General features: G+C 60.3%; 11 protein-coding genes. 7 read left to right on the plus strand and 4 right to left on the minus strand.

Going from position 1 to position 12,968, the window contains the following annotated elements; all coding sequences use genetic code 11:
* Window positions 1-8: 8 nt before the first annotated feature.
* Entirely contained in the window at window positions 9-1,235 is a 1,227-nt protein-coding gene (locus JZX89_RS24760) for an ROK family transcriptional regulator (RefSeq protein ID WP_153516057.1), read from the minus strand.
* Between the two features lie 248 nt (window positions 1,236-1,483).
* Here JZX89_RS24760 and JZX89_RS24765 point away from each other — a divergent pair, with 248 nt between their 5' ends.
* The 6 genes from JZX89_RS24765 to JZX89_RS24790 are packed head-to-tail and all read left to right on the plus strand — an operon-like array spanning window position 1,484 to window position 7,996.
* Entirely contained in the window at window positions 1,484-2,749 is a 1,266-nt protein-coding gene (locus JZX89_RS24765; RefSeq protein WP_174375096.1) for a sugar ABC transporter substrate-binding protein, read from the plus strand.
* Between the two features lie 17 nt (window positions 2,750-2,766).
* Entirely contained in the window at window positions 2,767-3,708 is a 942-nt protein-coding gene (locus JZX89_RS24770; protein WP_060725579.1) for a carbohydrate ABC transporter permease, read from the plus strand.
* Window positions 3,705-4,547, plus strand: coding sequence for a carbohydrate ABC transporter permease (locus JZX89_RS24775; RefSeq protein WP_207135643.1), 843 nt, complete (start codon window positions 3,705-3,707; stop codon window positions 4,545-4,547). Before JZX89_RS24770 ends, JZX89_RS24775 begins: the two co-directional genes overlap by 4 nt.
* A 4-nt stretch (window positions 4,548-4,551) precedes the next feature.
* A complete protein-coding gene (argH, locus tag JZX89_RS24780) occupies window positions 4,552-6,066 on the plus strand; it encodes an argininosuccinate lyase (RefSeq protein ID WP_207135644.1) in 1,515 nt (504 codons plus the stop codon).
* Entirely contained in the window at window positions 6,066-7,106 is a 1,041-nt protein-coding gene (locus JZX89_RS24785) for an ABC transporter ATP-binding protein (RefSeq protein WP_207135645.1), read from the plus strand. The genes argH and JZX89_RS24785 overlap by 1 nt, the downstream gene beginning before the upstream one ends.
* Window positions 7,103-7,996 (plus strand): carbohydrate kinase family protein, encoded by an 894-nt coding sequence (locus JZX89_RS24790; RefSeq protein ID WP_207135646.1) that lies wholly within the window; start codon window positions 7,103-7,105, stop codon window positions 7,994-7,996. The genes JZX89_RS24785 and JZX89_RS24790 overlap by 4 nt, the downstream gene beginning before the upstream one ends.
* 15 nt (window positions 7,997-8,011) lie before the next feature.
* Here JZX89_RS24790 and betC read toward each other — a convergent pair whose 3' ends face one another.
* Window positions 8,012-9,526, minus strand: coding sequence for a choline-sulfatase (gene betC, locus JZX89_RS24795; RefSeq protein ID WP_207135647.1), 1,515 nt, complete (start codon window positions 9,524-9,526; stop codon window positions 8,012-8,014).
* A 14-nt stretch (window positions 9,527-9,540) separates the two neighbouring features.
* A complete protein-coding gene (locus JZX89_RS24800) occupies window positions 9,541-10,494 on the minus strand; it encodes a choline ABC transporter substrate-binding protein (RefSeq protein WP_207135648.1) in 954 nt (317 codons plus the stop codon).
* A 94-nt stretch (window positions 10,495-10,588) separates the two neighbouring features.
* Here JZX89_RS24800 and JZX89_RS24805 point away from each other — a divergent pair, with 94 nt between their 5' ends.
* Window positions 10,589-11,485 carry a choline sulfate utilization transcriptional regulator gene (locus tag JZX89_RS24805; protein WP_135397603.1) on the plus strand — a complete coding sequence of 299 codons (897 nt, stop codon included), beginning with the start codon at window positions 10,589-10,591 and terminating at the stop codon, window positions 11,483-11,485.
* A gap of 30 nt (window positions 11,486-11,515) precedes the next feature.
* Here the strand turns inward: JZX89_RS24805 and JZX89_RS24810 are convergent, their stop codons facing one another.
* Window positions 11,516-12,967 (minus strand): aldehyde dehydrogenase, encoded by a 1,452-nt coding sequence (locus JZX89_RS24810; protein ID WP_207135649.1) that lies wholly within the window; start codon window positions 12,965-12,967, stop codon window positions 11,516-11,518.
* Window position 12,968: the final 1 nt, after the last annotated feature.

Here is a 12,968-nt window from a genome sequence, read left to right on the forward strand (position 1 = left end):
TCCAATATTCAGCCCGGCGCCTGTGCTGCGGCTCCCGGGGATGTCTCCAGTTTTGGTGTAACGATGTCGAACAGCGGCAGTGCCGCAGCGCCAAGGGCGGCGGTCAACTGCCCGGATTTGCCGTGCATGACACGCGGCAGTTCCCGCTGCCGCCGGCTTGCGACCGAGGTCGGCAAATCCCCCATGCGCTGAATGATTTCGCTGATAATGACCTCCGGCAGCGCACCGCCGAGGATGACTGTTTGCGGATCGAGAATGTTCTCCAGCATGGCAATCATCGGCGCGAGATGGGCGGCGGCCTCGTCGATCCACTCCATCACCACGGGATTGCCCGCCTTGAACAGGGCGTCAAGATCGTCAAGCTCCGTATCCACGACACCGGCGCTAACGAGTTTCTCCTTCAGCACGTAGACCGACGCATAGGCTTCCAGACACCCTCTTTGCCCGCAGGAAGGGCAAGGCCTTCCCTTCGGCGAGACCGTCACATGGCCGATTTCGCCGGCGTTTCCGAATGCACCGCGATAGGGCGAGCCGTCCTGAATGATGCCAAGACCGATACCGACGCCGAAATAGATCATGCAGAAATTGGGGATCGCCAGCCCCGCGCCGAACAGTCGCTCGCCGACAGCAGCGGCTGTCGCGTCATTTTCCACCACCACCGGCTGGCCGCAGGCATCACTCAGCATCTGGCGGGCATCAATGCCGCCCCAGCCGGAAAGGGTCGTTGGCCCCACCGATGTCATGCCATCGATCTCAAAAGGCCCCGGCATGACGACGCCGGTGCCGAGCAGTCTGCATCCGAGATTTTTCGCAACAGCCGCATGCTCGGCGGCAAAGGCCTTGAATATGGCCTCCGGTGTGGTGTCCTTAAGCGGCGTGACGCGATGGGTGCGCAGCGCTCCGGCAAGATCAAGGCCGACGGTGACCATATGGTCGGCGGCGATTTCCACACCGATCGTCGCGCCGCCATCCGGATTGACAGCGAACTGGATCGGCGGTTGACCCCTGCCGGTGCGGCGGCGGCCGAGTTCCTTCAGCAACTCCTCACCCACCAGCTCATCGACGATATTGGCAACCGCCTGGGCTGTCAGATGGGTGATCTTGGCGATCTGGGCGCGGCCGAGCGATCCGTGCCGCCTGACGAGGTCGAGGACGACTCGCCTGTTATGCTCGCGGCTCCGCTCAGGATTTTTTCCGATTGCTACGGGATAGGCATCCACCGTGTGCACCGTCATCTCTTCAATTTCCCCGTCCCATAGAAAATTCATAACGTCCAAATGACGATAAGCGCAATATAATAATTCAAGTAAATTATCTTATTGACAAATGCCCGTGTTCGGAGAACCGTAGAGGACGACCGGGGGTCAGGCTCACATGGGGGACGGGACAGGAAAATTCCCGTTGCCGGACGAGTCAATGAGCGCGCGCGAAAGCGCGGATAAAGGGAACGATCACTCCGCATCCGGAAGACCGGACGGAGGAAATGGAGGGTTACATGCGCAGGGCAACTCTGTTCGCCGGCTTGGTCGCCGGTTTCAGCACATTTGCATTCAACGCCGCGCAGGCGGTTGAAATCGAATATTGGCAATATGTCTTCGACACACGCGTAAAGGCCATGGATGAGCTGATCGCGGAATTCCAGAAGGCCAATCCTGACATCACCGTCAAGCAGGTGACCTTTCCTTACGCCGATTACCAGACGCGCGTCATCGCCGCCAATCTTTCCGGCAAAGGCCCTGACGTGATGCAGCTATTCTATGGCTGGCTGGACAAGTTCGCGGCCGGCGGCATCCTGCAACCGCTGCCTAAAGATGCTTTCCCGCATGACAAGATCGAGAGTGAATTCTTCCCGATCGTCAGCGCCATGAAGCGCGGCGACGATTATTACGGCCTGCCGACGGCGGTTCGCTCGCTGGCGCTCTTCTACAACAAGAAGCTCTTTACCGAGGCCGGGCTGGACGCTGCCAATCCGCCGAAGACGCTCGACGAATTCGTTGCCGCGGCGGAAAAGATCGCCAAGCACGACGCCGCCGGAAACCTGACGGTCGCCGGCTCCACGCTCGACATGGGCGGCCAGGATCACCAGTGGTGGCGTGAGATCCTCATTCGCCAATATGGTGGCGAACCCTACACCGACAACGACCAGAAGGTTACCTATAACAGCGAGGCCGGCGTGCAGGCGCTGAAATTCTACACCAGCCTGCAGCTTGAAAAGAAAATCGGCCAGGTCGGCTTCATGGATGAAGGTCAGGCCGCGTTCCGCGCTGGCAAAGCCGGCATGACCATCGACGGCACCTTCCGGTTGGGCTCGTTCCGCACCATCAAGGATTTTGAGTGGGGCGTGACCGAACTTCCCACCAATGACAAGAATATCCGCTCCAACTATGCCAGCTACTTCGCCAACGGCATCAGCGCCAAGACAACAGGTGAAGAGTTTGAGGCCTCCAAGAAGTTCCTCGCCTATATCTCCTCGCCTGAGGCCATGGCGATCTGGCTGAAGACGGTGGGCGAATTGCCGGCGCGGCGCTCAGCGGCGCTGACCGAAGAAAACCTGAAGGACCCGATCTACGCACCGTTCCTGAAGGGTCTGGAATATGCCCATACAACGCTGTTCATGGATGAAGCCGCCCAGCGGCAGAACGCCATCGACATGACCAACCGGGTCCTGCTCGAAGGTCAGTCGGTCGAAGATTCCATCAAGCAGGCCGCCGAGGCCGAGCAGGAAATCATCGACGCGGCGAAACCCTGAAAACCGCAGGTTCAGACATGACAGCGATAGATCAACAGGGGGCGGCATCCGGCCGCCCCGGCGGCTCCTTCGGAGATCGCCTTTCCATGCGTACCAAACGGCTTTTGTGGATCTGGAGCTTTCTGGCAATCCCGATCCTGTTTTACAGCGTCATCCGTTTTTACCCGACGCTGCAGGCCTTCTACCTGTCCTTCACCAACTGGGACCTGCTGCGGCCGGCAAAGTTCATCGGCATTGCCAACTACGTCAAGCTGTTCAAGGACCCGCAATTCTGGAAGGTGTTCAAGAATACCTTCACCTATCTTATCGTCGGCACGCCGATCAGCCTCGTGCTGGCTTTCGTCATTGCCTTTTATCTCGACCGGGTGCGCATTCTGCACGGTTTCATCCGCGCGCTTTATTTTCTGCCCTACCTGACCACCGCAGCGGCGATGGCCTGGGTCTGGCGCTGGTTTTATCAGCCGCCGCCCATCGGCATCATCAACGACGTGCTCGGCATGATCGGCATTCCCCAGCAGCCATTTATCCGCTCCACCGATCAGGCGCTTTATTCCGTCATGGTAACGGCCATCTGGGCGGGGCTCGGGTTCCAGATCATCATCTTCATGGCCGGCCTGCGCGCCATTCCAACGACTTTCTACGAAGCCGCCCGCATCGACGGTCTGGGTGAATGGGCGATCCTTCGCAAGATCACGCTTCCGCTTCTGAAACCCACCACCGTTTTCCTTGTCGTGTTTTCCTCGATCGGTTTCCTCCGTATTTTTGACCAGGTCTATAACATGACAACCAACGATCCGGGCGGGCCGCTCGGCTCCACCAAACCGCTGGTGCTGATGATCTACCAGACCGCATTCAATTCCTATGCGATGGGTTATGCCGCTGCGCAGACGGTCGTTCTTTTCACCATTCTTCTTGTCGTGTCGCTGGTCCAGCTCTGGGTGCTGAGGGAAAAGAAATGAGCGAAGCCTTGCCACTCTCCCACGCCCGCATCCGCCCCGGCCGCATCCTCGCCTGGACGCTGCTGTTCATCGGCGGCCTGATCATGGTTTCGCCGCTGCTGTTCATGTTCGCGACCTCGTTCAAGACGGCGGATCAGGTCTATGATCTCAGGCTCATTCCCGCTGCACCGACAATCGCAAACTACATGACCGTAATGGCCGATGGCCGTTTCCTGCGCTGGTTCTTCAACTCGACGCTGGTTGCGGTCCTGGTCACTGTCTCCAACTGCTTTTTCGACAGTCTGGTCGGTTATACCCTGGCGAAATTCGAGTTTCGCGGGCGCTATTTCATCTTCCTCGCCATTCTTTCCACACTGATGATACCGACGGAAATGCTTGTTATCCCATGGTATCTGATGTCCAGCCAGCTGGGCTGGCTCGACAGCTACTGGGGCATCATGTTCCCCGGAATAATGACGGCCTTCGGCACCTTCCTGATGAAGCAGTTTTTCGAGACGGTTCCGAACGACTTCCTTGAAGCCGCGCGCGTTGACGGCCTGAACGAGTTTCAGATCTGGTGGAAGGTCGCCCTGCCGCTGGTGACGCCTGCGCTTTCGGCGCTCGCCATCTTCACCTTCCTCGGCAATTGGACGGCGTTCTTCTGGCCGCTGATCGTCACGACAAGCAAAGAACTCTACACCCTGCCGGTCGGGCTATCGAGCTTCGCGGTGGAACAGCAAATCCAGTGGGAAATGATCATGACGGGCGCAGCCATTGCGACCATCCCTACCCTCATCGTCTTCATCGTCCTGCAACGCTACATCGTGCGCGGTGTGATGCTGGCGGGCCTGAAAGGATAATATCATGGCCGATATCAACCCGCGCCTGTCGGATACCAGCAAGTTTCCCGACCCTGCCTACAAGGAAACGGTGCTGCGCCCGCTGTTCGACGGCGCCAAGAACCACCATGTCGACGGTTTCCGCCGCATAGACCGCGCCCATCTGGTCATGTTGCGCGAAACCGGCATTCTGGACGCCGAAACGGCGGCCAAAATCGCCGGCGCGCTTGAGGATATCGACAGGACCATCGAACCATCTGAACTGGTCTATACCGGCGAAGTCGAGGATTTCTTCTTCCTGATCGAGAAGGAACTGAAAGCCCGCATCGGCGTCGATGTCGCCGGCCGCCTGCACACGGCCCGTTCGCGCAACGATATCGATCACACACTGTTCAAGATCGGCCTCAAGGACAAGATCGACACGCTCACCGCCAAGGCGCGTGTTCTGCTGAAAGCGCTGATCGATGCCGCCGAGCGTAATCAATCCACGCTGATTGTGGCCTATACGCATGGGCAGCCGGCCCAGCCCACCACCTTCGGCCACTATCTCTCCGCCGCCATCGAAGTGTTGATCCGGGATATTGACCGCTTCGCGGAGGCCCGCCGTATCGTCGATCTTTCGCCTATGGGCGCTGCCGCCATCACCACATCGGGATTCCCAATCGACCGGGCGCGGGTTGCCGAACTGCTGGGCTTTGCCGCACCGCTGCGCAATTCCTATTCCTGCATCGCCGCCGTCGATTATACGACGGCGACCTATGGCGCGATCGAGTTGATGTTCCTGCATCTCGGCAGGCTCATTCAGGATTTCCAGTTCTGGACGAGCTTCGAAGTCGGCCAGATCTACGTGCCGAATTCGCTGGTGCAGATTTCCTCGATCATGCCGCAGAAGCGCAACCCGGTGCCGATCGAACATCTGCGCCACCTCGCCAGCCAGACATTCGGCCGGGCGCGGACCATGCTTGACGTGATGCACAACACGCCCTTCACCGACATGAACGACAGCGAAGGCGAAACCCAGGGCATGGGTTACGAGGCCTTCGCTTCCGCCGGCCGGGTTCTCGATCTTCTCGCCAGCCTCGTCGGCCAGATCAGCATCGATCCCGAACGGGTCGACCAGAATATCCGCCGGTCCTGCATCACCATCACGGAACTGGCGGATTCGCTTGTCCGCATCGAAGACCTGTCTTTCCGCCAGGCCCATGAAATCGCCGCGACCGTCGCCAAAAGCGTCGTCGCGCTGAAGGGCGATCTGCCGAATGACGGTTACCAGCCGTTCCTTAGGGCTTTCAGTGAACTGACAGGACGCGAGACCGGCATCGACGAGGAAAAGTTCAGGCAGATCGTCTCGCCGGAGCACTTCGTCGCGGTGCGCAGCCGTTTCGGCGGCCCGGCGCCTGAACCGATGCGGGAGGCGTTTGCAGCCTATCGCGGCAAGCTTGGTGCATTTGAGGCTGAGGCACAACAATCCACCAACCATGAAGCGGCGAAGGCCGCCGAACTGGCAGAGAAATTCACCGCCCTGACGGGAGCGCGATAATGGCGACAATCGAACTCAATCAACTCGTGAAGCGCTACGGCAAGGTCGAGGCGGTCAAAGGCATAGACCTGGCCATTGAAGACGGCGAATTCGTCGTTTTCGTCGGCCCCTCCGGCTGTGGAAAATCCACCACGCTGCGCATGATCGCCGGGCTGGAGGAGATTTCCGACGGCACGCTGAAGATCGCCGGAAACGTCGTCAACGAGAAAGAACCGAAACAGCGCAACATCGCTATGGTCTTCCAGAACTATGCGATCTACCCGCATATGACGGTTCGCCAGAATATCGGTTTCGGACTTTACACTGCAAAACTCGACAAGACGGAAAAGAACCGCCGCATCGAAGAGGCCGGCCGGGTACTGGGGCTTGAAGCCCTGCTGGACCGTCGTCCCGCGGCCCTGTCGGGCGGCCAGCGCCAGCGCGTCGCCATCGGCCGAGCCATGGTGCGTGATCCCGCAGCCTTTCTGTTCGACGAGCCACTGTCCAATCTCGACGCCCAGTTGCGTTCGCAGATGCGCATTGAAATCAAGCGCTTGCATCAACGTCTTAAGACGACAACCGTCTACGTCACCCATGATCAGGTGGAAGCCATGACCATGGCGGACCGGATCGTGGTGATGAAGGACGGCCATATCCTGCAGGTCGGCACACCGACGGAACTTTACGAAACGCCTGTCGATGTATTTACCGCCCGCTTCATCGGCAGCCCCTCGATGAACCTGTTGCGAGGAACCAAAACAACCAGCAGCGTTGCACTCTCCGCCACGGGCGAACTTCTGATCGGCGTCCGGCCTCATGATCTGCTGGTCGGCGAGAATGGTGCTGCACAGGGAACGTTTACGCTTGAGGGAACGGTAACGGCGGTCGAACCGCTCGGGCCGGAGACGCTTGTTCATCTGGATACCGACACGACCTCGGTGATTGCCACCGCCAGAGGCAAATCCATTCCCGTTGTCGGCAGCCGGTTGCAATGCCATGCGGAGCGAGGTTCGCTTTATCTTTTCGATGCCAAAACGGAAAAGCTTCTGGGCCGCGCATGATGACAACAGAAAAAGCAGCCGTCATCAGCGTCGGCCGGATCTATTGCGACCTCATTTTCACCGGGCTCGATGAATTGCCCGTGCTCGGCCGGGAACTGTTTGCCCGCGACATGGAAATTGCCGCCGGCGGCGGAGCCTTCATTGCCGCCGCACATTTCGCCCACATAGGCCGACCGGTTGCGCTGCTGGCGAGGCTCGGCACCGATACGTTTTCGCGCGATATCGGCGGGAAAATGGCGCAAAGCGGCGTCGACCTGCAGTTTCTGGAACATGCAACAGATGCCGGACCGCAAGTCACGGTAGCGACAGTGGTTGGTCAGGACCGGGCATTTTTGACGCGCCGCGCCGGTGCGGCCCGTCCTTCAACACTGGATGCCGCCTTTGCGTGGGACAAGGCACGGCATCTGCACATTGCCGAATTCGCTACCCTGCACGAGGTTCCCGATCTCGTCTCGCGCGCCAGGGCGAGCGGATTGTCAGTCTCTCTCGACCCGAGCTGGGATGCAGCGCTGATTTACGACAAAGGCCTGCTCAGGGCCTGTACCGGCGTCGACGTGTTCTTGCCCAATCTCGAAGAGGCCGAAGCGATCACCGGTCATTCTGACCCGGAAACAGCGATCCGCGCCCTATCAGAGACGTTTCCCGTCGTGGCATTGAAGGGCGGCGCGCAGGGCGCGTGGGTTTCCTCTCAGATGGGGCTGCAGCATATGGCAGCCCAGAAAGTGCCGGTCATCGACACAACTGGCGCAGGCGATGCCTTTAATGCCGGTTTTCTTGATGCATGGCTTCAGGGGCAGGATGAGCAGCAATGCCTCAAAGCCGGGGTAGCCGCTGGCAGCCTTGCCGTGCAGGCGGCTGGCGGTGCACCAAGGGTGACCGCCGCCGCTTGAGGCATCCTGCCTGTTTCACTCTCCGCGCGGAAAACGCTGGTTTTCCTCCAGCACGTTGAGGTCCATATGGTTGCGCATGTAGCGTTCCGAGGCCTTTTGCAAGGGCTGGTAGTCCCACGGATAATAGGCGCCATTACGCAGCGCCTTGTAGACCACCCACCGCCGCGCCTGACTTTCGCGAACGGCGGCGTCGAACACCGGCAACTGCCAACGCCGACCAATCTCTGCCGAAAGCGATGAAAGCACATCGCTGAAAGCGGGATCTTGGGCAAGATTGGTGCGTTCCTCCGGATCGGCCTCGAGATCGTAAAGCAGCGGCGGATCAGCCTCGCAGACCGACAGCTTGTAGCGGCCGTCGCGAAGGGCAACGAGCGGCGCGATGGAGCCTTCGGCGGCATATTCCATCGGCACCGGGCCACGACCGCCGGTTCCCGTAGCCAGCGCCGCCAGATCCTCGCCATCCGTCCAGCGTTTAAGCGAGGTGATATCCAGCCCGGCCAACCCACACAGCGTCGGCGTGACATCGAGTGTCGAGACAGGGGCATCGATCAAAGCCGGTTGCCAATCGGGTGCGGCGATCATCAGCGGCACGCGGGCAGAACCTTCGAAGAAACACATCTTGAACCACAGGCCACGCTCGCCCAGCATATCGCCATGGTCCGACAGGAAGAGAATGATCGTATCCTCTTCCATCCGCGTCGCCTTCAGGACGTCGAGGATTTCGCCGACCTTTTCGTCGATGTAGGAGATATTGGCGAAATAACCGCGCCGCGCACGGCGTATCTCTTCAGGCGAAATATCGAAAGCCCGATAGTCGCAGGCTTCCAGCAGCCGTTTCGAATGCGGGTCGTGTTCGTCGAAGGAAAGCGCTTCCGTCTCGGGGTCCAGCGCCGGGCAATCCTCGTAGAGATCCCAGAATTTGCGCCGCGCCACATAGGGGTCGTGCGGATGGGTGAAGCTGACCGTCAGGCACCACGGCCGGTCATCGAGACGACGCGACAGGTCGTAAAGCTTGCGGGTGGCGTGATAGGCCACCTCGTCGTCATACTCCATCTGGTTGGTGATTTCGGCGACGCCTGCGCCAGTCACCGAACCGAGATTGTGATACCACCAGTCGATCCGCTCACCCGGCTTGGTATAATCAGGTGTCCAGCCGAAATCAGCGGGATAGATATCCGTCGTCAGGCGCTCTTCGAAGCCATGCAGCTGATCCGGCCCGACGAAATGCATCTTTCCCGAAAGGCCGGTGTAATAACCAGCCGCCCGCAGGTGATGTGCATAGGTCGGTATGTCGGACGCGAATTCGGCGGCATTGTCATAAACCCGCGTCCGGCTGGGCAATTGCCCGGACATGAAGGACGCCCGGGCCGGTGCGCAGAGCGGGCTTGCCGTATAGGTGTTGGCGAAGCGGACAGACCGCTTCGCCAATGTTTTCAGATGGGGTGCGTGGAGAAAATCGGCCGGGCCATCGGGAAAAAACGTCCCGTTGAACTGGTCGGCCATCAGGATCAGGATATTGGGACGCGGCATGTCGATTTTCCGGCTTAAAGACCAAGCTTGCCTTTGACGGCGTCCGCACCCGGCTTGCCCTCCAGCGTGGTAACGCCCTGCAGCCAGCCATCCAGCACTTTTGGATTGGCTTTCAGCCAGGCAGATGCCGCCGCTTTGGAATCCTCGCCGCCAAGAATAGAGCCCATCAGCGTGTTTTCCATGCCGATATCGAACTTCAGGTTCTTGAACAGCGTCGCCGCATTCGGGCATTGCTGCGGCCAGCCGGTGCGCACGAGCGTATAGACCTCAGCACCACCGAAATTCGGGCCGAAATAGGCGTCGCCACCGGAGAGATAGGCGATATCGATCTTCTCATTCATCGGATGCGGTGCCCAGGCGAGAAAGACCACCGCCTTCTTGTCCCTGCCCGCCCGTTCCACCTGCGCCAGCATCGCCTGTTCGCCGGATTCGACGAGCTGCCAGCCCTTGAGGCCGAAATCATTGGCGTCGATGATCTTCTGGATATTCTGGTTGGCCGGTGCGCCGGGCTCGATGCCGTAAATCTTGCTTTCGAATTCGTCGGCATGTTTGGCTAGATCGGCAAAATCCTTGACGCCCTTTTCCGCCATATAGGCCGGCACTGCCAATGTGAATTTGGCGCCCTCGAGGTTCTTCGTCATCACCTCGGCCGCCTTGGCGGCATTCAGATCGTCCACGAAGGATTTCTGCGCCGGCATCCAGTTGCCGAGGAAAACGTCGATCTCACCGTTCTTCATCGCCTGATACCCGATCGGCACCGACAGCGTCTTGACGTCAGCCTCATAACCCAGCGCATCGAGCAGGACAGAAGCAACGCCATTGGTGGCGGTGATGTCGGTCCAGCCGGGATCGCTAAGACGGATCGTCTTGCAGGTCGCGTCATCGGCCGCCTGAAGCGGGGTGGAGAAGGCCGCCACGGACAGAATGAGACCGGCGGCGATGCGATGCAGATGAGAAATGGTTTTCATTGCGGCTCCCCTTTTATCAATCCAGTTTATTGAACACCACGTTGCTTTTGCCTGTGAAGCGGGTATTTTTCGATGACTGATATAAGGAATTTTAATGTCAGACCGGCCGCTTGATCTGGGATGGATGCGCATTTTCACCGAGGTTGCCCGCCGCGGCAGCCTGACGGCGGCGGCTGCATCCCTGCGGCTGACCCAGCCGGCCGTCAGTTATCAGATCCGCAGGCTGGAGGAGGAACTGGGCGTGGCGCTCGTGCAGCGCAGACATCGCGGCATAGAACTGACGACGGAGGGCCAGAGGCTGTTCGAGATCGTCTCGCGCAATGTCGACGCCATCGACCTTCTGGCGCAGCAGCTTCGCCGGACGGAGGAACGCCAGACCATCCGTCTGCACACGGACTATGCCTTTTCGTCCCTGTGGCTCATCCCGCGCATGCACGGATTTCGCGCGCTCAACCCCGACATCAACATCCAGATCGTCGCCACGCAGGACCCACTTGGCCAGGGCAAACACGACAGCGACGTGATGGTGATTTTCGGCACGCGGCAGGAGGCGGGCGAAGGAGCGGTATTGCTGCTTTCGGAAAAGGTCACGCCGGTCTGCTCGCCGGCGCTCCTGGCGGAAACGCCGGCACCGGCGGGTGTCGCTGATTTTTCACGCCATAAACTCATCCACCTCGAAAACACGTCACAGGCGCACTGGTTCGACTGGGCTGCCTATTTCAAGCATTTCGGCGTGCATCGCGGTGCGGAGCATGATGGCGGCGATATCAGCTTCAACAATTACACGATGGTGGTGCAGGCAACCATCGGTGAGCAGGGTTTTGCACTCGGCTGGGCCGGGCTGGTCGATCCGTTGCTCGAAGCCGGCGTGCTGGTGACGGCCGGCCCGAGCCTTGATGCGCCGGGGCGCGGTTACTGGCTGATGCGGCCGAAAAGCAGCGACAGCGCGGTGAGGAAACTCACCGGCTGGCTGATCGACGAGCGGCGGTGACGCCGCCCGCCAGCCTGTACCGTTTCCGGTTCAGATGGGATAATGCAGCGGCCCGTCCTGCAACGTGACCCAGCGTAGCTCGGTGAATTCCGCAATGCCCGCAGTGCCGCCAAAACGGCCGTAACCGGATGCCTTGACACCGCCGAAAGGCATCTGCGCCTCATCGTGAACGGTCGGGCCATTGATGTGGCATATGCCGCTTTCGATGCGCCCTGCGATGGCAAGCGCCCGTGCCTGATCCCTGCCAAAAATCGCGGCGGAAAGACCGAACTCGGTTTCGTTTGCGATGCTCACGGCCTCATCCACGCTGCCGGCCCTGATGATGGAGACGACGGGGCCGAAGCTTTCCTCCGCATAAAGCCGCATGGCCGGGGTAACGCCATCGACGGCGATCGCATCCACCATCGTGCCGTTGCCACCGCCGCCGGCGACCAGCCGTGCGCCCTTCGAGACGGCGTCATCCACCAACGCCCGGATGCGGGAGGTCGCTTCGGCGCTGACCAGCGAGCCAAGCGGTGTTTTGCCCTCACGCGGATCGCCGGCTTTGAGGCTCGAAGCTTTTTTGGCGAAGGCCTCCACAAATGTATCGGCAACGCTGTCGAGCACGATGATGCGCTCCGTCGACATGCAGATTTGGCCCTGATTCATATAGGCACCGAAGGCAGCAGCCGCGACAGCCGCATCGATATCGGCGTCATCAAGCACGATGAACGGCGCCTTGCCGCCAAGCTCCAGCAAAGCGGGTTTCAGATAACGGCCGGCGGTTTCGGCAATCACCCGGCCGACGCGGGTCGAGCCGGTGAAATTCACGCGTCTGACGGCGGGATGCGCGATCAGCGTATCGACGATCTTAGCCGCATCTTCCGGCGCATTGGAGACGGCGTTGAGCACGCCCTTGGGCAGACCCGCCGAAGCGACGGCTTCAATGATCAGCGCATGGGTGCGCGGGCACAGCTCCGAGGTCTTCATGACAACCGTATTGCCGCAGGCAAGCGGCGTGGCGATGGAGCGCACGCCGAGAATAACAGGCGCATTCCACGGCGCCATGGACAGGACGACACCGGCCGGCTGGCGCAGCGCCATCGCCATGGTTCCCGGACGGTTGGAGGGGATGATCTCGCCCTTGATCTGGGTGGTCAGGCTTGCCGCCTCCACCAGCATGTCGCTCGCCAGTTTGACGTTGAACCCGGCCCAGGCATCGGTCGCGCCAATTTCTTCCTTCATCGCCTGGGTGATGTCAGGCCCGGCGGCGAGAAGCGCCTGCGCGGCAGCCAGAAGCAGGCGGCGACGTTCACCGGGCGGCGTTGCCGACCAGACCGGGAAAGCCGCCGCCGCGGCATCGGCCGCGCGCATGGCGTCCTCCACCGTTGCCGCCGCCGCACTGGTCGCCACATCGCCGGTAATGGGGTTGCTGCGCTCGAAGCGCTTGCCGCTTGCGGCCGGGCAATGATCACCGCCGATGAAAAGATTGACAGTCTGCATG

Source organism: Agrobacterium burrii (genome assembly GCF_017313405.1).
Classification (GTDB): Bacteria; Pseudomonadota; Alphaproteobacteria; order Rhizobiales; family Rhizobiaceae; genus Agrobacterium; species Agrobacterium burrii.

Bases quoted from the DNA above. Each gene is read 5' to 3' on its own strand.
- JZX89_RS24760 (WP_153516057.1), bottom strand. From the start codon at position 1,235: ATGACGGTGCACACGGTGGATGCCTATCCCGTAGCAATCGGAAAAAAT.
- JZX89_RS24765 (WP_174375096.1), top strand. From the start codon at position 1,484: ATGGAGGGTTACATGCGCAGGGCAACTCTGTTCGCCGGCTTGGTCGCC.
- JZX89_RS24770 (WP_060725579.1), top strand. From the start codon at position 2,767: ATGACAGCGATAGATCAACAGGGGGCGGCATCCGGCCGCCCCGGCGGC.
- JZX89_RS24775 (WP_207135643.1), top strand. From the start codon at position 3,705: ATGAGCGAAGCCTTGCCACTCTCCCACGCCCGCATCCGCCCCGGCCGC.
- argH (WP_207135644.1), top strand. From the start codon at position 4,552: ATGGCCGATATCAACCCGCGCCTGTCGGATACCAGCAAGTTTCCCGAC.
- JZX89_RS24785 (WP_207135645.1), top strand. From the start codon at position 6,066: ATGGCGACAATCGAACTCAATCAACTCGTGAAGCGCTACGGCAAGGTC.
- JZX89_RS24790 (WP_207135646.1), top strand. From the start codon at position 7,103: ATGATGACAACAGAAAAAGCAGCCGTCATCAGCGTCGGCCGGATCTAT.
- betC (WP_207135647.1), bottom strand. From the start codon at position 9,526: ATGCCGCGTCCCAATATCCTGATCCTGATGGCCGACCAGTTCAACGGG.
- JZX89_RS24800 (WP_207135648.1), bottom strand. From the start codon at position 10,494: ATGAAAACCATTTCTCATCTGCATCGCATCGCCGCCGGTCTCATTCTG.
- JZX89_RS24805 (WP_135397603.1), top strand. From the start codon at position 10,589: ATGTCAGACCGGCCGCTTGATCTGGGATGGATGCGCATTTTCACCGAG.
- JZX89_RS24810 (WP_207135649.1), bottom strand. From the start codon at position 12,967: ATGCAGACTGTCAATCTTTTCATCGGCGGTGATCATTGCCCGGCCGCA.